17 protein-coding genes and 1 pseudogene are annotated in these 20,463 nt (G+C 67.0%); 6 read left to right on the top strand and 12 right to left on the bottom strand.

The features are described 5' to 3' along the window. From OOT08_RS12065 to OOT08_RS12040, 6 genes are all read right to left on the bottom strand, one after another. On the bottom strand, positions 1 to 1,155 hold a 1,155-nt coding region (locus tag OOT08_RS12065; protein WP_325092958.1), incomplete at its 3' end, for an MFS transporter. A 184-nt stretch (positions 1,156 to 1,339) separates the two neighbouring features. Next, entirely contained in the window at positions 1,340 to 1,702 is a 363-nt protein-coding gene (locus OOT08_RS12060) for an AMP-binding enzyme (protein WP_325093644.1), read from the bottom strand. Between the two features lie 77 nt (positions 1,703 to 1,779). Next, positions 1,780 to 3,006: an AMP-binding protein gene (locus tag OOT08_RS12055; protein WP_325092957.1), complete on the bottom strand. Its 1,227-nt coding sequence runs from the start codon at positions 3,004 to 3,006 to the stop codon at positions 1,780 to 1,782. Then, on the bottom strand, positions 2,975 to 4,711 hold the full coding sequence (locus tag OOT08_RS12050; RefSeq protein WP_325092956.1) for an acyl-CoA dehydrogenase family protein: 1,737 nt from the start codon (positions 4,709 to 4,711) through the stop codon (positions 2,975 to 2,977). Before OOT08_RS12050 ends, OOT08_RS12055 begins: the two co-directional genes overlap by 32 nt. Next, the gene (locus OOT08_RS12045) at positions 4,708 to 5,352 is read right to left on the bottom strand and encodes a TetR/AcrR family transcriptional regulator (RefSeq protein ID WP_325092955.1); all 645 of its coding nucleotides are present in this window, start codon (positions 5,350 to 5,352) and stop codon (positions 4,708 to 4,710) included. The genes OOT08_RS12050 and OOT08_RS12045 overlap by 4 nt, the downstream gene beginning before the upstream one ends. Before the next feature lie 113 nt (positions 5,353 to 5,465). Then, on the bottom strand, positions 5,466 to 6,236 hold the full coding sequence (locus OOT08_RS12040; protein ID WP_325092954.1) for an IclR family transcriptional regulator: 771 nt from the start codon (positions 6,234 to 6,236) through the stop codon (positions 5,466 to 5,468). Positions 6,237 to 6,385: 149 nt separating this feature from the next. On the opposite strand from OOT08_RS12040, the gene OOT08_RS12035 reads away from it, so the two are divergent. The 3 genes from OOT08_RS12035 to OOT08_RS12025 are packed head-to-tail and all read left to right on the top strand — an operon-like array spanning position 6,386 to position 9,877. Next, positions 6,386 to 7,771 carry an SLC13 family permease gene (locus tag OOT08_RS12035; RefSeq protein ID WP_325092953.1) on the top strand — a complete coding sequence of 462 codons (1,386 nt, stop codon included), beginning with the start codon at positions 6,386 to 6,388 and terminating at the stop codon, positions 7,769 to 7,771. Between the two features lie 22 nt (positions 7,772 to 7,793). Beyond that, a complete protein-coding gene (locus tag OOT08_RS12030; protein ID WP_325092952.1) occupies positions 7,794 to 9,074 on the top strand; it encodes a CaiB/BaiF CoA transferase family protein in 1,281 nt (426 codons plus the stop codon). Next, positions 9,071 to 9,877: an enoyl-CoA hydratase/isomerase family protein gene (locus tag OOT08_RS12025; protein ID WP_325092951.1), complete on the top strand. Its 807-nt coding sequence runs from the start codon at positions 9,071 to 9,073 to the stop codon at positions 9,875 to 9,877. The genes OOT08_RS12030 and OOT08_RS12025 overlap by 4 nt, the downstream gene beginning before the upstream one ends. Before the next feature lie 103 nt (positions 9,878 to 9,980). Here OOT08_RS12025 and OOT08_RS12020 read toward each other — a convergent pair whose 3' ends face one another. From OOT08_RS12020 to OOT08_RS12000, 5 genes are all read right to left on the bottom strand, one after another. Continuing rightward, complete coding sequence (locus tag OOT08_RS12020; RefSeq protein WP_325092950.1) at positions 9,981 to 10,529, bottom strand: TetR/AcrR family transcriptional regulator; 549 nt, start codon at positions 10,527 to 10,529, stop codon at positions 9,981 to 9,983. 78 nt (positions 10,530 to 10,607) lie between these two features. Then, on the bottom strand, positions 10,608 to 13,199 hold the full coding sequence (locus tag OOT08_RS12015; RefSeq protein WP_325092949.1) for a YhgE/Pip domain-containing protein: 2,592 nt from the start codon (positions 13,197 to 13,199) through the stop codon (positions 10,608 to 10,610). Next, positions 13,196 to 13,963: an ATP-binding cassette domain-containing protein gene (locus OOT08_RS12010; protein WP_325092948.1), complete on the bottom strand. Its 768-nt coding sequence runs from the start codon at positions 13,961 to 13,963 to the stop codon at positions 13,196 to 13,198. The genes OOT08_RS12015 and OOT08_RS12010 overlap by 4 nt, the downstream gene beginning before the upstream one ends. Before the next feature lie 423 nt (positions 13,964 to 14,386). Then, entirely contained in the window at positions 14,387 to 15,043 is a 657-nt protein-coding gene (locus tag OOT08_RS12005) for a PH domain-containing protein (RefSeq protein ID WP_325092946.1), read from the bottom strand. A 10-nt stretch (positions 15,044 to 15,053) separates the two neighbouring features. Then, a complete protein-coding gene (locus tag OOT08_RS12000) occupies positions 15,054 to 15,854 on the bottom strand; it encodes a biotin--[acetyl-CoA-carboxylase] ligase (RefSeq protein WP_325092945.1) in 801 nt (266 codons plus the stop codon). A 159-nt stretch (positions 15,855 to 16,013) separates the two neighbouring features. Here OOT08_RS12000 and OOT08_RS11995 point away from each other — a divergent pair, with 159 nt between their 5' ends. From OOT08_RS11995 to OOT08_RS11985, 3 genes and pseudogenes are all read left to right on the top strand, one after another. Beyond that, positions 16,014 to 17,630, top strand: a complete 1,617-nt coding sequence (locus OOT08_RS11995) for an acyl-CoA carboxylase subunit beta (RefSeq protein WP_325092943.1) — start codon at positions 16,014 to 16,016, stop codon at positions 17,628 to 17,630. 58 nt (positions 17,631 to 17,688) lie between these two features. Further along, positions 17,689 to 17,943: a hypothetical protein gene (locus tag OOT08_RS11990; RefSeq protein WP_325092941.1), complete on the top strand. Its 255-nt coding sequence runs from the start codon at positions 17,689 to 17,691 to the stop codon at positions 17,941 to 17,943. 240 nt (positions 17,944 to 18,183) lie between these two features. Further along, positions 18,184 to 19,176: pseudogene (locus OOT08_RS11985) on the top strand (LysR family transcriptional regulator). A gap of 129 nt (positions 19,177 to 19,305) precedes the next feature. On the opposite strand, the gene OOT08_RS11980 reads toward OOT08_RS11985, so the two are convergent. Beyond that, positions 19,306 to 19,920, bottom strand: a complete 615-nt coding sequence (locus OOT08_RS11980; RefSeq protein WP_325092939.1) for a TetR-like C-terminal domain-containing protein — start codon at positions 19,918 to 19,920, stop codon at positions 19,306 to 19,308. Positions 19,921 to 20,463 lie beyond the last annotated feature (543 nt).

Genomic DNA, 20,463 nt, shown 5'->3' with positions numbered 1-20,463 from the left:
GAGTGAATACGAGGTCCCGGCGCCAGTGTACCGGTACTTCGTATGAAACATCTCCGGCAGGAAGGACCCCGCCGGGCCATAAGAGAAGCCCATGATCGCCAGGGTGCCGGACAGGCCAAAGAGAAACGCCCACCCGGTTCCGACATCCAGGATGGGGAACAAGACGAGGGCCCAGGGAATGGACACCACACAAGAGGCCATCACCACTTTTCGCCTCCCGAAGCGATCCGAAATCGTCCCCGAGATAATCACCGAGAGCGTGAACACCAGCGCTCCGACGATCCCGAGCGACAGGACCGTCGCCCGGGACAAGCCCATCGACGACGTCCCGTATGAGGTCAGGAATGCGGTACCCAGGTAGAAGAAGGCAAAGAGCATTGACATCGTGCCCGCAGCGAGCAACAGCTCACGCGGCTGCTCCCGAAACACCGAAATCATCGGGGATCCTGTCCGCTCACCGCGAGGCTCCCGCTGCTGTTGAGCAAAGATCGGTGTCTCTTCAACCCGCAGTCGCACATACAAACCGATGAGCACCAACAACGCGCTCGCGAGGAAGGGCACGCGCCACCCCCACGAAAGGAACGCGTCAGAGGTTTCGCCGACGAAAACATTCACGAGAAGAAACGTGGCACTGGCAAAGCCGAAGCCCAGGGGTGCCCCCAGTTGCGGGAACACTCCGTAGCGCCCCCGGAGATGAGGCGGAGCGTATTCTGCTGTCAGCAACGACGCCCCAGCCCACTCTCCCCCGACCGCCAGACCCTGGCAGACTCGAAGCGCGACCAACGCGATCGGGGCTAGGATTCCGATCGTTTCGGCGCTGGGGAGCGATCCGATGAGTACCGTCGCGATGCCCATGAGAAGCAGCGTTGTGATCAGCGTTCGTTTCCGTCCGATTCGGTCCCCGAAGTGCCCAAAGATGAGCGCCCCGAGGGGTCGGGCGATGAAGGCCACCGCAAAGGTCGCGAACGAAGCGACGGTGCCGGCAGCGTCTCCCAAAACCGGGAAGAACACCGTCGGGAACACCAGCGCAGCCGCGGTGCCATAAATCATAAAATCATAAAACTCGATCGTCGTTCCGACTGCGCTTGCCGTGGAAACCCGTCGCATCACGGCGCGGCTGGCTGGGGGCTCGGTCACCATGCGTTGAGACATCATTGTCACACCTCATTTTCACTCTGGGGGCTATCGGCAGCACCTGCACGGTCAGCGCGACAGGCTCACGCCCGGGCATCGATACGGGCCGCACGACGGCAGGCCGAACCGAGCCTCGGCAGGCTCCGCCGCCCAGCGTGGCTGCCCCGCCCCGATCACTCTCGGACCGGCGGGCGCCGGCCCACCCTTATTTCCCGGTCTTGGCGGCGAGCTGGGGTCGCCGAAGGATAAATTTTTGGATTTTCCCCGTCGCAGTTTTCGGGAGATCCTCCAGGATGTCGACCTCATCCGGAATTTTGAATTTTGCGATTCGATTCGAGAGGTGAGCCAGCACGTCCTCCGCTTTGAGAACGTGTCCGAGCCGAGGCTTGACGAAGGCCTTCGGCCGTTCGCCCCAGCGCTCATCCGGCACACCGATGACAGCCACCTCGAGCACATCCGGGTGGGAAGCAATGGCGTGCTCCAGCTCAATCGTGGAGATATTCTCCCCGCCAGAAATAATGATGTCCTTCGCCCGGTCCCGGAGCTCAATGTAGCCGTCTGGGTGCATCACGCCGAGATCTCCCGAGTGAAACCACCCACCCGTGAAGGCCTTTCTGGTGGCCTCATCGTCTCGGTAGTACCCACTCATGACGGTGTTTCCGCGCATGACAATCTCGCCAATCGTCTCACCGTCGGGCGGGACATCGAGGAGGTCTGGGTTTTCCGGGCTGTCCCTGTGACGACCCGCAGTCGATCAGCGGGAATCATCTGCACCCCTTGGCGAGATCGGACCGCGGCAAGGTCCCCGGGGGACAGTTCCGCCCACCGATCCTGTGGCTCACAGACAGAGATCGGCCCGTAGGTCTCGGTCAGTCCGTAAATGTGCAGCATCAGGAACCCGAGAGATTCCATCTCCTGCAACACCGTGGGGCTGATCGGCGCACCGCCGCTCGTAATCACGATTGGCGCAGAAAGCTCGTGGGCGCGGTTCGAATCCCGGATTGTGGTCACGACCGGCGGGGCCCCATTCAGGTGCGTCACGCCGCACGCATCGATCAGACCCCAAATCCTGTCGCCTCGCACGGCACGCAAACAGACCTGTCGGCCGCCGACGGCGACGAGGGCCCACGTCGTGCACCACCCGTTGCAGTGAAACATTGGGAGGGTCCAGAGGTACACGGACTCAGCAGTGAATCGCGAGTGCAACACCTCTGCGAGCGCGTTCAGATACGCACCGCGGTGGGTATAGACCACCCCCTTTGGCTTCCCGGTCGTGCCCGAGGTGTAGTTGATAGAGATGGGTCGACGTTCGTCGTCGGGCGACCACCGGAAGCTTCGGTCGCCCTCGACTCCGGCGGCGATGGCCTCGTGCAACCGCTCACCCCAGCTGATTCCGGTTGCGGTCGCAGCCGCGTGTTCGTCCTCGCAGACGTAGACGGTGTGGACGCTGCTGAGCGTTGCTCGAATCGGCGCAATCACAGAGCTGTATTCCGCGTCGGCAACCAGCACGCTCGAACCGCTGTGGTTCAGGATGTATTGAACCTCGTCTTGCCCCAGCCTGGTGTTGATGGGCACTAACACAGCGCCCACGAGCGGAACCGCGTAGTGGGCGAAGAGCATCTCAGGCAGGTTCGGCATCATGTAGGCGACCCGGTCTCCCGCAGTGACACCGATCTGTCGAAAGAGGGCTGCCCGGTCCTCAACTTCCCGGCGGAACTGACGATAGGTCCAGGTGGTCCCCTCATACTCCAGCGCCACCTTCTCAGGGAACACGAGCGAGGATCGATGCAGGAACGCGAGCGGAGAAAGGGGGCTGTCATCCACCCGAGCCCTGGCAGGCTCAGATCCGAGCAAACTCAAGAATTCGGGCATTGTCCACCCCCCGAATTGATCCGTATCCGGGCCCCCACCCCGAACGCAACCGCGTCGCAATGAACGCTTCCGCGACCTCCGTTGGAGCAGATTCCAGCAGGAGCACTGCCTGCGCAACCAGGGCGAGCCGAGTCACAAAGTATCGGGAAATCTCTTCGGGGCGTTGCGCAAGGAGGGCCAGCTCCGCGAGGGCTCCGGCGACCGCTGTGTGCGCCAGAGCGCCGGTTTGAAGACGCTCTTGCACGATCCGGAATGCCTCCGGCTGCCGCGTCAGCACTCTCGTAACGTCCATCACCATCATGTTGGAAGTACCCTCCCAGATGGAGTTGAGCGGTGCCTCCCGGTAATACCTGGGGAGTGGGTGCTCCTCGATGAACGCATTTCCTCCGATCGACTGAATCGCTTCTTCCACGACTCCGGGGGCCCGCCGACAGTTCCAATATTTTGCGACCGGTGTCATGAGCCTTGAGAAGAGACGCTCAGCCTCTTGGTCCTGGTGGTCCTCTGCTGCCGCAACTGCGAAACCGAGCACCGAGGCACCTGCCCACTCCAGGGCGAGATCAGCGAGGACCGCCGACTGAATGGGGTTCTCGGAAAGCACGACGCCGAAGGTCTCACGTCGATCGTTGAAGTGCATCGCTTGGGAGAGCGCGGCCCGCATGAGGCCCGCCGAGCCGATGGCGAAATCGAGACGCGTGTACTCGGCCGAAGACAGGATTGTTTTGATGCCTCGCCCTTCCTCCCCGATCAGGATCGCGTGCGCCCCGTGATATTCAATTTCGGATGACGCATTTGCGCGGTTCCCCAGCTTGTCCTTGAGCCGGTTTATCGTGAAATGGTTCAGCTCTCCGTCTGGCAGCCGTCGGGGCACGAGAAAGCAGGAAACGCCAGCAAGCGTTTGCGCAACCGTGAGGAAACCATCCGACATCGGTACGGAAGCGAACCACTTATGACCGTTGAGCAGGTATGTCTCCCCAGGCCCTCGCGTGTTCATTGGCCGCGCAACGGTCACATTCGCGCGGAGATCAGAACCGCCCTGCTTCTCGGTCATGAAGTAACCGATCGTCGCGGCGGTCTTTTCCTGGATGGGAAGATCCCGTGGGTCATAGCCCTCCGTCGACACGGCTGCTGCCCATCCCGAGAGTTCGGGCAGGCTCCGAAGCACAGGGATTGACGCGTACGCCATCCCCGTTGGGCAGGCGGTTGACCCGTCAATCTGGTTCCAGAGGTACGAGAGCACCGCGCGTGCCGAGTGTCCTCCGGGCTGTTCAGCGGTCCAGCCAAGGGAGTGGACACCGGCGCCGAACCCCCAGGACATCAGCTGGTGATAGCTCGGGTGAAACTTCACGTCGAACACTTCGTTCCCCAGTCTGTCCAACGTCCGCAGTTCCGGGATGTACCGCTGAGCGTCGTCCGCCGCCCGGAGCACGGTCGGGTCCCAGACCTGACCTCCCAGCCGGACCGCTCGCTCTTTCGCCCACGGAGCACGATGGGCGATCACATCGGAAGCGATTGCGTCTCCCCGGAAGGCGTTTACGTCGACGAGGTCCGGGATCAGGTTCTCTACCGGGACCGGACGCTGCTGGGAAAAGTCGAGCTCTCCCGCGGTTTCTAAAATTTCTGGAGCGTGCATGAGGTTTCTCTTTCTCTGGTCTTCGATCCTCTTGATCCTGATTCCCCAGCTTGAGTCCCCCGCGATGATCACGCTCGCTTTGTGAGCGCGGCAACGCAAAACTGCGCGATTTCCTCTCCGACCTCCTCTCGTTCGGCCAACGTCAACAGGGATTGTTCGAGGGGGTGAACGACCCCTTCCAAGAACGCACCAACGACCGCTGCGCCACGAAGCTCCGCGTTCTGTTCCGGATACTCCCCAGCGCTGATTCCCTCTCGGATCAACGCAGCGAATGCGTCAGCAAGGCCTCGCCTGGCCGCTAACCTGACGTGATCAACTTCGGAGTCCATCGGTTCCACGATCACGGCGTAGGCGAGGTCACCGCTCTGAAGCGCTCGAGCGACAAAGGTGAACACCGCGTCGTGGAGTCGCTCGGCTGCCGTACGGCCCTCCTCAGCGGCAATCGCTCGGACGACGTCGAGCTCTCGCTCACACACCGCTCTGAGCACTTCGGAGAACAACTCCGCTTTCGAGGTGAAGTGGCGGTAGATCGTGCCGGTGGCGACCCCCGCGATGTCCGCGACAGTGGCGACTTGGGCGCCGGCGAAGCCGAGGTCCCCGATGACCCCCCGAGCCGCCTCGAGAATTCGCTTTCTCGCGTCGAGCTGCCTCGCGAGCACCCTGGGGCTCGGCCGAGTGGCTTTCTGCTCCCGAACTTCATCGTTTGAACTCACCCGGCCTCCTCGGGAACCCACCCCATCGTGAATGTTCATTCAATAATGAATATTGATTCATTATTTGTCAAGGGCGGGCCCCTTGCCGGGGCAAGGGGTGGCAGGCTCGAGGCCTAGGTGCCCGGCGTCCACTGCGCTTCAATACGCAACGCAATTTCCTTGGCAGTCGCCCGCACCGCCTCCCCCGCGGTGACAAATCGGTCCGGGGTCACCCGACTCGAGGGGCCGGAAATCGACACGCAGGCCATGGGCACTCCGCTTTGATTCACGATTGGAGCGCCGACCGAGGTGATGCCCTCACTCATGCCCTCCTCATTGATGGCAAAGCCACGACCTCGAATAATGCGAATTTCGTCCCAGAGTCGCTCCGGGTCAGTAATCGTCCGAGGACTCACCCGCTCCAGCGCGCCACCCAGGTAACGCTCCACGACCCGGTCGGTGCTTGCGCTCAGAAACGCAAGCCCGGTCGCCGAAGCGTGCAGTGGGACCCGGCTCCCCAGCGCGAGGAACGCCCGCAACGCGTGGGAGGTGTCGATACGCTCGGCGAGCACGAGCGCATCGCCGTCCGGAACGGCGAGGTGGACCGTTTCGGTACTCTTCAGCTGCAGTGCGCTCATGGGGCCAAGCGCGGCATCGCGCAGACTTCGCATCGCGCCCCCGCGAACCGCCACGGAGTATGCGTGCGGGGTCAGCGACCAATCCGTCCCGAGCCCACCGCCCTCACCCTGAACCACCCAGCTCAGCGTTTCCAGGGTCGTGAGCGCTCGAAACACGGTCGCCTTTGAGGCTTCAAGACGGCGGGCCAACTCGGACAGCCCGATCGGCTGGAACTCTGACACCGTCTCCAGGACACGGATCGCAGTAACAACACTCTGGGTACTCATAACCCCCATCTTCGCGCCTTCATGCCTTGACGAGCCCCAAGAGCATGGGTAGGTTTACTCGGAACAAAATGAACCGACGGTTCATTGGTTAAACCAGCGGGGGGAGACTTTTCGGGTAATTCCCGATCACATAGCCGAAAGGAAGGCCAATGGCGGCCCAAATCACAGCGCTACTCGTCTTTACCGGGGTGTTTGTTCTCGCAACTCTGCGAAAGGTCCACCTGGGGGTGATCATGATCGCCACGGCTGCGGCGGTCGGCCTCTGGCTCGGCAACATGGGCCTGCCCGAGGTCCTCTCCGGCTTCCCGGTTTCGATCCTGGTGCTCCTTGTCGGGGTGACCTATTTCTTCGGGATCGCTCAGGCAAACGGCACGATCGACCGCCTGATCCACGGCGCGATCCGCATCGTGGGGAACCGAGCTTCGGTCCTGCCGCTGGCATTCTTTTTCCTCACCGGCGGAGTCTCCGCGATGGGCTCCCCGATCGCTGGCCTGGTCATGGCCCCCATCGGGATGCCGTTGGCGAAGCAATACGGTGTGGACCGCATGTTGATGGGCCTCGCTATCGGTTCCGGTCTGAGCGCCGGAGCATTCGCGCCCACCAGCCTGTTCGGAATTGTCACCTACGGCACGGCGCACTCCGTAGATATTCCCCTCGACCCCATGCTCCTGTTTGGCATCGCCGTGGCGGTGAATCTTCTCCTCCTCGCGTTCGCCTACGTGCTGTTCGGCGGTTTCCGGTCCGCACGCAGGCGCGCGGTTGGCGCTCGCAACGGAGGGAGCCCGACTTCCTTCCCCGAGCAATCGGGCTTCGACGCGGGCCCTGAGGCCCCCGTCACCGCGTCGAATAGCGCCCAACGGTCACCGTCCGGCACGGGAACCCTGACCGCTGAGCGGGTCGCCGTTCCGCAGCTCGCCGAAAAGTTCACCGCAATGCAACGCTTGACGGTGCTGTGCATCCTCGGCCTCATCGCGAGCGTCGTGGCGCTGTCGGTCCTCGATCTCAGCCCGGACATTGGGGTGCTCTGCCTGTCCTTTGCAACGCTGCTGACCATACTCGACCCCAACACCGGAAAAACCGCGGTGGGCAAAGTCGACTGGTCCACGGTGCTCATGGTCGGCGGAATCATCACCTTCGTCGGGGTGCTGGAGACCATGGGCGCGGTGACCCTGCTCGGCGAGGCCGCGAGCAGAATCGGCTCGCCGCTCGTAGCCGCGTTCATTCTGTGCCTCATGGGCGGCCTGATCTCAGCGTTCGCCTCGACGACGGGGATTCTTGCCGCGCTCGTTCCCCTGGCAATTCCGCTGGTTTCTTCCGGGGATATCGCCGGGTGGGCCGTGATCGCGGCTCTCGGCGTGTGCTCCTCCATCGTGGATGTCTCTCCATTCTCCACGGCGGGGGCGACCCTCGTCGCCTCGGTTGACGAGGCCGAACGTCCACGAATGAACCAACTCCTGATGCGTTGGGGGCTGTCCATGGTCGTTGTGGGGCCCGCGCTCTTGATCGGACTCCTCGTCTTCCCGTTCTCGCTCTAACCGTTTCGAAAGGCAATCAGCAATGCACAGTACTCAGCACTCCGAGAGCACTCGACGCCCCAACTCAGGTTTCGGTGCAACGACCCAGCCCGGCCCGCTCACCGGATTTCGGATCGTCGATCTCAGCAGGGCCCTGGCCGGACCCTATTGCACCACGCTCCTCGCGGATCTCGGCGCAGAGATCATCAAGATCGAATCGGTCACGGGCGGAGACCCTTCCCGATCCTGGGCCCCCTTCGACCAGAACCACAGCCTGTACCACGACTCCATCAACCGAAATAAACGCTCTGTCGCGGTCAACCTTTACAGCGAGGAAGGGAAGCAGATCCTGGATCAGTTGATTCAAACCGCGGACGGCCTCGTGGAAAATTTCAAGCCGGGCACCCTCGACAAGATGGGATACGACGCCGACCGACTCCGCGCCCTCAACCCCCGCCTCGTCGTGGCCTCGGTCAGCGGCTTCGGAGAAACCGGGCCGCTCAGCCACCTGCCCGGGCTCGATCAGATCATGCAGGCTGTTACCGGCATCACCTCGGTTACCGGGCCCGTTGGTTCGGTCGGGTATCGGGTCGGTCTCTCGATTGTCGATCTGGCCAGCGGCATGACCGCGGCGGTCGGCTTGCTCGGTGCCCTCCTCGGGCGGGAGCGCGACCAGGGCCCGAGCCGGGTTTCCACCTCACTGTTCGAAACGGCGCTCAGCCTTTCCCTTTACCAGAGCCAAAACGCGATCACCAATGGCGTGGTCTCCGGACCGATGGGGAACGATCACCCCTCAATCGCTCCGTACGGAGTGTTCGCCACGGCGAGCGAACCCCTGGTGATCGCAGTCACGACCGACGCGCACTGGCGCGCTTTTGCGGACGTTGTTGAGCTCCCTGAGGTATTCGAAGATCCCCGGTACGCAACCTCCCGGAGCAGAAATGAACACCGCTCAGCACTCAAGGAAAGCTTGCAGGAGCGCCTCCTCGAAGAAGCCGCGGAGTTCTGGATCAACCGGCTCAACGATGCAGGAATCCCCTGCGGGGCCATCCTCAATTACGCGCAGATCGTCGCCCACCCGCACACCGAAGCTCTGTCGATGATTCACGAGGTCACCCGAGCGGACGGCACTCCGCTTCGTCTCTTGCGGGGGCCGCTCTCCGTCGACGGCACGCCCACAGGGGTCGCGCTGGCTCCTCCCGCCCTGGGCAGTGACAGCTCTCGAGTGCTCGCTGACCTGGGGTACTCTCAGGAAGAAATCGAAGCGCTTCTCGCGTCCGGCGATCTCTATCAATCAGCATCCAGCCTGGAGGTTTCTTCGTGAACGCGCCGTCATTCGACCCGCAGCTGTGCACGGTGTCCATCAGCAACAGCGTCGGCACCATTCATATTCAGCGACCCGAAAAAAAGAACGCGCTCACGAAAGAGCTCTGCCTCTCCCTCGCCGAGCAGTTTCGACGGCTCGATCGCCTCCCGGAGGTCAAGGTCATCGCCCTGCGCGGTTCCGGACCGGATTTCTGCGCCGGAGCTGACATCCACGAGGTCGAGACCGTCCTCGACGACCAAGCGACGGGTTCCCACCGCACGGATCACCTCAGCCTCCTCGATAGCGTCATCGGCCAGGTGAGCAAGCCGACCGTTGCACTGGTGCAGGGGGTCTGCATGGGAGGGGGCTGGCAGCTTGCGAGTTCCTGTGACCTCGTGATCTGTTCGGAGGATGCACACCTCGCCCTCACCCCCTCCAAACTGGGGCTGCTGTATCCGCAACGCGGCCTTGAGCGTTTGGTCGAGCAGGTTGGGGCACACCGGGCGAAGTATTTACTGTTCAGCTCGGACCGGATCGCTCCGTGGGACGCCGAGCGCTGGGGCCTGGTCACCACCGTGATCCCCGCGTCCGACTTCGAGGCTTGGACAACCTCGTTTCTCGAGCGGATCGCGCAACGATCCCAGTACACCGTCCACCACAGCAAGCGGCTCATCGATGCCGGAGCCGAGCAGACGGATGCGCATCGGCGGGACTGGGAAGAGACCTGGGCAGGCATGTTGGAGAACCCGGATCTCGTTGCGGGTCGGGCCGCGTTCTTCGCGGGCGAGCAGCCGGTGTTCACCTGGGGGCCGAAGCTCTAACCCCGGAGGCACGCAGAAAGGGAGCCCGCGCCTCGGCGCGGGCTGCCCTCTGCCCCCCAGCCACGCGGGCAGCACCCGTGCCGGAGTCACACGGACCGGGGCGTCAGGCGACGGAGCGGTAGATCTCCTCGACAACGTGGGTGCGCGGGAGCTCCGGCTCGAAGACCATCCACTCGAGCCCGGCGAGGAGCACCGCGCCGAAGACCGCGGAGGCGCGCACGAGGGTGCTCCGCGGGGCGCTGTCGAGGTCGGCGAGGACCTCGGCGAAGAGGCCGAGCACCTCACGGCGCAGGGCGGAGAAGGACTCCTGCCAGCTGCGGTCGGTGCGGAACATCTCCGCGGCCATCAGCTTCGCGAAGGCCACGTTCTCCTGCATCAGCTCGATCAGGGCATCGATCAGGGCCCGGAGGGCGTCCGCGCCGGTGAGCGTCCCCCGCCGCTCGCGGAGCCGGTCGGCGAGCGCGGTCACGCCCTCCTCCAGGAGCGCCTCGAAGAGCCGGTCCTTGGAGGAAAAGTTGTAATAGAGGCTCCCCTTGGCCACGCCCGCGGTCTGCGCGACGTCGTCCATCGAGGTGCCGGAGATGCCCCGCACCGAGGCGAGCTCGAGCGCGGCGTCGAGAATCGCGCGCTTCGTGGGCGTTGAGCGGGTCATGGCGGTTCCTCTTTCGGTGAGCGGAGGGAAGATCGTGGGGGTGAGCCCGGTGCCGCCCGCGAGGGCGGCACCGGGAACTTAGATCACCAGTTCAGGGTACAGGCGCTTCATCGACCAGACCCGCTGCTTGCCCGCGCTCACGGAGCTGATGACGAGCGAGACCACGAGGATCCCGGCCATCACGGCGATGGAGACCCAGAGCCGGGAGTCCACGCCGCCGGAGATCAGCTCACGCAGCCCCGACACCACGTAGGAGGCGGGCATCCACGGGTGCAGCGCCTGGAAGAATCCGGGCGTGGTCTCCACGGGATAGGTGCCGCCGGAGGAGCTGAGCTGCAGCATGAGCAGCACCAGGCTGACGACGCGGCCCGCGGCCGCCCCGAGCACGACGATGAACATCTGTTGCAGGGCGAGGAAGGCGAGCGTCACCAGGTAGATGAAGGCGCTCGTGGCGACCCAGTACTTGGGCTCCAGCCCGATGCCGTAGACCAGGACCAGCATCATGATGATGACCTGGCCGAGGCCGATCGCCATCGCGGGCAGGAACCCCGTCATGACGGCCCGGAAGCCGCTGGTGCCCGCGGCGAGCGCCCGCGTCGGCAACGCCCGGAGGATGAGCCAGCTGATGAGCGCGCCCACGAAGGTGGCGAGGGCAATGAAGAAGGGCGCGAAGCCCGCTCCGAAGCTTCCCGCGTCGTTCGCGTTGTGCTCGTCGATCGTGATCGGCTCGCCCATCACCACGGCCTTGTCGTCGAGCTGGTGCTCGGACATGGCGGGGATCTTCTCGCCGCCCTCGGTGAGCTTGCCCGCGAGGGTGTTGGCCCCGTCCGAGAGCTTCGCTGCGCCCTCCGTGAGGGTGCCCGCGCCCTCGGCGAGCTTGCCGCTGCCGTCGGCGAGGGTGGCGGTTCCCCCGGCCAGGGTGCCCGCGCCCTCGGCGAGGGTGTGCGCGCCGGTGGCGGCCTCGCCGCTCTTGGCGGCGAGGGTGCCAGCGCCCTCCGCCAGCTGCGCGGAGCCGTCGGCGGCCACGCCGGTCTTCTCGGCGAGGGTGCCCGCGCCCTCGGCCAGCTGGGTCGACCCCGCCGCGGCGACGCCGCTCTTCTCGGCGAGGGTCCCCGCGCCCTCGGCCAGCTGCGCGGAGCCCGCTGCGGCGTCCCCGGTCTTCCCGGCGAGCTGCTGGATCCCGGCGCTGAGCTGTCCGGCCCCGGCGTTGAGCGCGTCGACGCTGGGGGCCCCGGCGGCCAGCTGCTCGGAGAGCTGTTTGGCCCCCGCGTTCAGGGTGCCCGCGTTCTCGGCTCCGGCGTTGAGTGCCCCGCTGAGCGCGGTGGCCCCCTCGGCGGTGGCGGCGGCCCCGCTCGAGAGCTGGCTCACGCCGCCGCTGAACTGCTGCGCGCCGTCGGCGGTTTGCGCGGCCACGGCCTGCAGCGCCTGCAGCTGCCCGAGGAGGGAGTCAACGGTGGCGTCGGGGTTCGCCTGGGCGGCCTCGACGAGCTCGGCGAGCCCCTGGCTCACGCCCGCGGTGCCGGCGGCGACCTGCCCGGCCCCGCCCTCGAGGGCCTGGGCCCCGTCGCGGAGCGCGGTGGCCCCGTCGGCGACCTGCGCGGCGCCGCTGGCCCCGCTCTGCAGGCCGGTCACGAGCTCGCTGGTGCCGCCAGCGATCTTGGCGGAGCCGGCCACGGCCTCGCCGTACTGCGCCTGCAGTTGGCTGACCCCGGCGCTGAGCTGCCCGGTCTTGTCCGCGAGGGTGTTCGCGCCCTCGGAGAGCTGGCCGAGCCCGGAGGAGAGCTCGCCGCTCTTCCCGGCGAGCGTGTTCGCGCCGCCGGTGAGCTGACCGAGCCCGTCCGAGAGCTCGCCGGTCTTCCCGGCGAGGGTGCTCGCCCCGCCCCGCAGCTGGGTGAGCCCGTCGGAGAGTTCGCCGGTCTTCCCGGCGAGGGTTCCGGCTCCGCCGGAGAGCTGGCCGAGCCCGTCGGCGAGGGTGGCGCTTCCGGCGCTGAGCGCCCCGGCCCCCTCGTCGAGCTTGGTGGCCCCGTCGACGAGTTCGCCGAGCTTCACGGTGAGCGTTTTCGCGCCCTCCTGGGCGGTGCCGAGGCCGTCGGCCAGGGTGTCCGCGCCGTCGGCTGCGGTGCGGATGCCGTCCCCCGCGTCGTTCAGTCCCACGAGGAGGGTGCTCGCGGTCTGCTCGCTGACCTGCTCGGTCACGGCGCCCTTGAGCTGCTGCATGGCGGACTTGCCGAGCGTGGTGGCGAGGAAGCTGTTTGCGTCGTTGTAGTCGACCCGCACCTGCGCCGCGGTGGGCGTTTCGGTGCCCACGGAGACCGCGTCTTCGGAGAAGGTCTCCGGGATCGTCACGGAGAAGTAGTACTCGCCGTCGGCGACCCCGCTTCGGGCGTCCTCCGCGTCGGTGGGGATCCACTTCAGGTCACCCCGGTCGACGAGCTCGTCGACGACGTCCTGCCCGGCGTGCTTCTGCTCGCCGTCGTGTTCTGCGCCGACGTCCTCGTTCACGAGGGCGACGGGGAGGTGCTTCAGCTCGTCCGTGGGGGCCCAGAAGGCCCAGAGGTACAGAGCACCGTAGATGAGGGGGATAAAGAGCAGCACGGCGACGGCGGCCTTGGGCAGCACGCCCGTCCGGAAGCGCTTAAGCTCCGTCCCGGAGGAAAAGAGATTCATCATTTGTTCGAGGCCTCCAACAGCGACTCGAGGCTGACCGGCTCGGTGACCGAGTCCGGTGCGGCGTGGTGTGGGGTGCCCGCTGGGGCAGTGGGGATGGCCGTCCAGGCGACGCCGAGCGGGTCGAGTTCGGCCGGTCGCGCGTCGGCAACCGAGACGAGGCACGGGGTGCCGCGGCGGGCGAGGACGGCGAGCCGTCGCCAGGCGGCGGCGCGGTCGGCATCCGCCTGGATCCGGTCGATCCGGTCGAGCACGAGCAGTTCCGGCTCGGCCAGGGTCGCGAGTGCGATCTGGAGGAGCACGGCCTGGAGCTCGCTGAGGTCGCGGATCAGGGTCGCGCCGGCGGGGAGATCGACGGCGCCTGCGGCGCCGGGCTCGCCGAAGACGGGGACGAGGGCCTCGCGGACATCGTCCTCGTGGAAGCGGCGACTGAGCGCCCACCAGGGACCCACCCAGGCGGCACGTTCGGCGAGGGCGGCGGCGACGGTTGCGGTGTCCTCGAGGTCGTCGATGTCGTGAAATCCGGCGATGCCGGTGCGCTTTTGGACGGCGCGCTGCCGCCGGGGCAGTTCTGCGCCCAGGGTCCAGGCGGTGCCCACACTCGGGGACATGCGTCCGGCGAGGGTGAGCAGGAGGGCGGTCTTCCCGGAGCCCGGGCCGCCCTCGACCACGGTGATCGGGGTGTCCGAGGCGAAGCTGACCGGCCCGTAGACGGGGCCGCGCTTGGTCTCGAGGCCGAGATCCTCGGCTCGAACGATGGCTGACACGTTGCGTCTCCTCCCGAGGGGTGCGGGCCCCTCGATGTGCGTCGAATTCTTTGTACTGACTAGTCAGTCTAATACGATTCGAGGCGATGCGCAAGTCACCGCCGACCGCATCCGGCTTCCTGGGCCGGTGAGTGCTCCCAGCCGTTCCCGTCTCCGAAAGCCGCGCAGTGCCGCCGCCCGGGGGGCCGCAGCCGAGCCGCCGGATCACCGCGCGGCCGTCGCGCTCACGGCCCTCGCCTGCTGGGCACGGGTCGCGAAGCCGCCCTTCGGGCCTATCACCGGTTCGCTCTCCAGCCTGGGCTTCGCGGGCCTGGGCGCCGCGATGATGCTCGCCTGCGCGGGCGTCAGCAGCGTGGGTGCGCTCGTCCACGGCGGGAACGCGCCGCGCGCCGAAGCGAACGGCCCGGCGGCGTACCCGCGGCGCTAGCGGATGCGGGTGGTGTCGCCCGTGTCGTCGGGCTGGCCGAGCACCGCGCCCGCGTCGAACGGCTGCGCGCCCGAGGGGCGGTACACCCCGAGGGTGCTCGTGGCGGTCTGGGTGCCCCGATCGCTCGCGTAGCTGCGTTCGATCAGCTCCTGCACCGCGTCGACCACGAGGTCGGAGCCGGGAACATCAACGAGTCGGAGCGGCGTCTCGCTGCCGGAGAGCAACTCGATGGTGCCCGAGCCGAACATTCTCTGGACGAGCCCGCGCTTGGAGCGCACCTCGCGGATCCGCCCCAGCGAGGTCTCCGTGCGGTGCCGCACAAAGAAGCCACGGCGCACGATGATGCGCCGGGTGGTCACCGTGTCCGTCTGCGCGAGCCAGGCGAACAACGGGAAAAGGACGAGGAGCACGAGCGCCGCGGCCGCCCCGAAGATCGCGAGCACGTTCTGCCAGCCCTCCGGGAAGGAACCGATGAAGTAGCCAGCGGCCGCCGCGAGTGCGAGGAGCGCAAGCACGGGCAGGGTGAGCCGTCGCCCGTGCCGACGGAGCCGAAAGACCACGACCTCGGGCCGCAGGTGCGAGGCGCTTGCGGGTCGGAGGGCCTCGTCGATGCGCTCCTGGCGCACCTCCGCTCGGCTCCTCCGGTTTCCCATACCCCTATTCTTACCGCAAATGCTCCACATCGCCTGCCGCCACGGTGAGCAAGCCCGATCCGTCTGCGCGTTCCAGGACCAGTGAGCCGTCGGCGGCGAGCCGCAGCGCGCGGCCGCGCTCCTCGCCGCCGCCCGGCAGCAGCACGCGCACCTCGGAGCCCAGGGTCCAGGAATCGTCGGCCACGATGCCGCGCAGCGTTTCGGCCGAGCGCTGCCCCCCGAGAAGGTCGCTCAGCTCCGCGAGGTACCGGGCGAGGATCCGGTCCGCGATCGCCTGCCCCGGCCCCGCCTCAACCCGGAGCGGCTCCGCGGAGGGGGCATCGCCCGCCCCGCCCGCGACGAGGAGGGAGGTCGCCCGCCCAGTCGGCAGCTCCTCCCCGCGCAAAAAGAGATTGATCCCGGCCCCGACGATCACGGAGCCGTCCGGCAGCAGCTCGCACAGGATCCCGGAGACCTTCTTCCCGTCCACCATGACGTCGTTCGGCCACTTCACCCGGACCTCCGCGTCCGGCAGCTCCGGGCGCATCGCGCGCGCGAGCGCCGAGCCGGCCAGGAGCGGCGTCCAGCCGATGCCCAATTCGCCGAGACCGCGGCCGCTCACGAGCACGGAACTCGCGATCGCGGTCCCCTCGGGAAACTCCCACGCGCGCCCCAGCCGCCCGCGCCCGGCCGGCTGCTTCGCCGTGGCGAGCACGGTGCCCGCGGGAAGCGGCTCGCGCGCGTGCCGCTCACGCAGCTCAGCGTTCGTGGAGGCGGACTCGGGCACCCAGATGAGGTTGGGACTCTCGGCACGGGACAGGGGGAAGGTCATGCCCCCATCATAGAAAGGACCTGACGCGCCCGCCCGTGGGGAGATTCCCCGGCTTTCCGCCGAGGGGGCCCGTTTTCTCAGGGTATCTCCGATGATTCTGCGGTTCTTTTGGAGGAGTTCTTGCGAATTCGGCGTGCGCGCACCGGTAGGCTGGCACTCGTGACTGCCGAGACTCCTTCCCCTGACGCCCCCGCCACCGCTCCGCTGACGACGACCGCCGCGAAGATCGCCGATCACCGCCGCAAGTACCAGGAGGCGGTCACCGAGCGCGACGCCGCCGCCCAGGCGAAGCAGCACCCGCGGGGCAAGATGACCGCCCGGGAGCGGATCACCGCGCTGCTCGACCCCGGCTCCTTCGTGGAGTTCGACAAGTACGTGAAGCACCGCACCCACGCCTTCGGCATGGACGCAAACCGACCCGTCAGCGACGCCGTCGTCACCGGCGCGGGCACGATCCACGGCCGCCAGGTCGCGGTCTACGCGCAGGACTTCACCACCTTCGGCGGCTCCCTCGGCGAGGTCGCGGGCGAGAAGATCATCAAGATCATGGAGTTCGCGCTCAAGACGGGCGTGCCCGTCCTCGGCATCCTCGACTCGGGCGGGGCGCGCATCCAGGAGGGCGTCGTCGCCCTCGGCAAGTACGCCGAGATCTTCCGGCTGAACACCATGTGCTCCGGCGTCATCCCCCAGATCTCCATCGTGATGGGCCCGGCTGCGGGCGGCGCGGTGTACTCCCCCGCGCTGACAGATTTCGTGATCATGGTCGACAAGACCAGCCACATGTTCGTGACCGGCCCCGACGTCATCAAGACCGTCACGGGCGAGGACGTGGGCTTCGAGGAGCTCGGCGGCGCACTCACACACAACCAGACGAGCGGCGTCTCGCACTACCTGGCCAGCGACGAGGACGACGCGCTCGACTACGCCCGTGCCCTCATCAGCTACCTGCCGGACAACAACCTGGCCGAGCTGCCGATCTACGACACGGACACCGCCTTCGAGATCACCGACGCCGATCGCAAGCTGAACACGATCATCCCGGACAGCCCGAACCAGCCCTACGACATGACCACGATCATCGAGGCGATCCTCGACTCGGGTGAGTTCCTCGAGGTGCAGCCGCTGTTCGCCCCGAACATCCTGATCGGCTTCGGCCGCATCGAGGGCCGCACGGTCGGCATCGTGGCGAACCAGCCGAACCAGATGGCCGGCACCCTGAACATCGACGCTGGCGAGAAGGCCGCGCGCTTCGTGCGCTTCTGCGACGCCTTCTCGATCCCGATCCTGACCCTCGTGGACGTGCCCGGTTACCTCCCCGGCACCGACCAGGAGTGGACCGGTGTGATCCGTCGCGGCGCGAAGCTGCTCTACGCCTACGCCGAGGCCACCGTGCCGCTCGTGACCGTGATCACCCGCAAGGCCTACGGCGGCGCGTACATCGTGATGGGTTCCAAGCAGCTCGGGGCCGACATCAACATCGCGTGGCCGACCGCCGAGATCGCCGTCATGGGCGGCCAGGGCGCCGTGAACATTCTCTACCGCAAGGAGCTCAAGCAGGCCGAGGCCGAGGGCAAGGACCTCGACGTCGTGCGCAAGGAGCTCGCGGACGCGTACACGTACAACGTGGCGAGCCCGTTCCTCGCGGCCGAGCGGGGCGAGCTCGACAACGTGCTCGAGCCCGCCGGGACCCGCCTCGCCGTGATCAAGGCCCTGCGTGGCCTGCGCGGCAAGCGCACCGAGCAGCCCGCCAAGAAGCACGGCAACATCCCGCTGTAGGCGGCCGCTCCCCCTCATCCGTTCCCCCGCCACGGCGGGCAATCCGAAGGCAGACCCCGTGAGCGCGGAACCCACCCCCACCCCAGAAGCCGCAGACGAGCCCGGCGAATCCGCTGACGCCGTTCTGAGTGACGACGGCCTCGCCTTCGTCACCGAGAACGCCACGGACACCGAGCGGGCCGCGGTTATCGCGGTGCTCGCCCAGGCCCGCAGCGAGGAGACCGAGCGCGTCCGCCGCGTCGGCCGCCGCGAGCGCGCCCCCTGGTCGCGCAGCCAGCGCACCCCGGAGGGCATCGCCGAGTACCTGTCCTAAGCGCGACGCACGACGACGCCCCAGCCCGAGTTCCGGGCTGGGGCGTCGTCGTCTCCGAGGGGGGGTGTTCAGCGGGTTGCCAGGGGACCTGCCGGTCCGCGAGCCCGGTTTCGCCCGGCCGGCGCGCGTTTCCCCCGGACTATCCCGCCTGCTCTTCTGCCTCGACAGGGGATCCAGGCCTCTCGATGGCGGAGACAGAGCGCCCACAATGTTTGCGTATTGCGTATTAATCACCCTAAGATGGCGCTGAGGGGCGGCGAAGTCCGCCGCCACGCACAGTCCGGTGGTAGTCACATGGCAACTCGATTTCCCTTTACGCTAATTCAACTGAGCTACTTCATCGAGTGCGCACGCTTGCTGAATATGACCGAGGCAAGCCAGCGCTTGCACGTTGCACAGTCCGCCGTCTCGGCGGCAATCTCGCACCTGGAGACGCAGATCAATACCGAGCTGTTTATCCGGCAGCATTCCCGGGGGTTGCTGCTCACTCCCGCGGGCATGCAGCTCCTCGAGGACGCGCAGCACATCTTCGACCAGCTGAGCAGCACGGTCGAGCAGATCGGCGACCGGCAATCCCACATCCGGGGGACCGCCAGGATCGCTTGCTTCGACACGCTCGGCCCCTTCCTGCTCCCGCCCCTGCTCAGCCGCCTCGAGCAGCGCTACCCGGATTTGCGCGTCGAGATCCTGGAGGGGGACTTCGCGACGAACATGACCGACCTGCGGACGGGCCGCGCCGACCTCGCGGTCACCTACGATGTGCAGCAGGTGGATTCGATCTCGACGGAGCCGCTGCGCTCCGACCCGCCCTACGCCCTCGTCGGACCCCGGCACCGCTTTGCTAAGCGGCAGATGGCCTAGCTGAGCGATTTCGCGAACGATCGGCTCATCCTGCTCAACCTGCAGCACAGCCGCGAGTACTTCCTGAACGTGCTCCTGAACGCGGGGCTGACCCCCGACATCGCGTATCGCACGGAGAACTTCGAAACGGCCCGCTCGCTCGTCGCGCGCGGCCTCGGCTACACAATCCTCAACCAGCGCCCCGCGACCGATCTGAGCTACGCGGGGACCCGTACCGTGGCCCTCGCGCTCCAGGACCCCCTGCCCGAGCTGCGGATCGTGCTCGCGACCCGATCCAAGTCCCCGCAGAGCGCCCGGGCGCTCGCGGTCTCCCGCGAGGTGAAGTCGCTGCTCGGCCGGCGCGGGGAGCTCACCGCCCCGCCGCGCACCTGAGCGCAGCGCCGGGCGAGGGCCCCAGCAGCGGGCCTCGTGCTCCGCCGCGGCGCTCTCACCGACGCCTCGGAGGCGGCAGGGGCGTGCGGGCGGCCTCCTGCGCCGGGGCTCCGGCGCTCAGGCGGCGGATCAGGCCGTTGGCGCGGATTCCCGAGCTGCCGGGCGAATGCGGGGCGGGGCCGCGCGCAGCGCGCCGAGGAGGGCATCGTACTCGGCGTCGTGCACCAGCCCGCCGCCGATCAGGCTCCGGTGCATGGTGAGTCCGAGCAGGGCGTCGAGGAACAGGCCGCGGTCCAGATCCGCGGGCAGCGCCCCCTGCTCGATCCAGTGCTGGAGCAACTCCATGCCCACGCGGCGGCGATCGTTGCCGAAGCGTTCCATGTAGCTGGGCAGGATCTCGGGGTTCACCACGGCGCAGATCAGGTTCTTCGTCGCGGTCGCGTCCCCGGCGTGCGTGTCGCTCGCCTGGATCGGCACGACGTAGTGCTTCAGGTCGGTCAGCAGGTCACCGCTGCTCGGGGGCGACTGCTGAGGCAGGATCCGTCCGATGGAGTCCAGGATGAGATCGGCGCGGTTCGGCCAGCGGCGATAGATGGCCGGCTTCGTGGTGAGCGCGCGCTGCGCGATGGTCTCGATGCGGAACGAGGGCAGCCCCTCCCCGAGAATATGCTTGGCGACCTCGGTGAGGACCCGCTCGGTGAGCTCCGTGTCCCGGGGACGACCGGTCGGGATGGGGGACGACATGAACTGCTGAACTCCTCCTGCGTAGCCGGGGCTACGCCTCTGCGTGAACTCCCCCCAGGAGTGGCGATGCGCGCACCGGTGTTCGCGTGCCGCCGGCGATCGATCGCGGCGCAGTTCCCCCTGCCCCGCCGGATCCCGGCACGACGTCGCGCCCAATCCCGTTCGATCACCGCGGGGCCAGACTCGGCCCCACCAGCGACCAGTATACCCTGCCGCGGGCCCATAGAACTCGGCATCGTGGGCGAAAAACACCCAGGTCCGACCCGTGTTCCCGGGAATCATCCGCGGGTGCGAGCCGGGCCGGTGCGTGCGCTCTCGACGACCCAGCCCGTCCCCCGGGCACACCGCCCCAGAAACGCAAAAAGCCCCGACCCCCTCAGGGGCCGGGGCAAAACGCCACGACACATCGTCCGTGAAAAACGGGGAGCCCGCAGCAAACACGAATGCTTGCCACGGGGCTCAACCCTCAAAAGAAGTCCGGCGGTGACCTACTCTCCCACACCCTCCCGAGTGCAGTACCATCGGCGCAGAGAGCCTTAGCTT

This window comes from Leucobacter sp. M11 (genome assembly GCF_035726885.1).
In the GTDB taxonomy this organism is placed as follows: Bacteria; Actinomycetota; Actinomycetes; order Actinomycetales; family Microbacteriaceae; genus JAPFRB01.
This window is presented reverse-complemented; position numbering and strand designations above follow the sequence as displayed.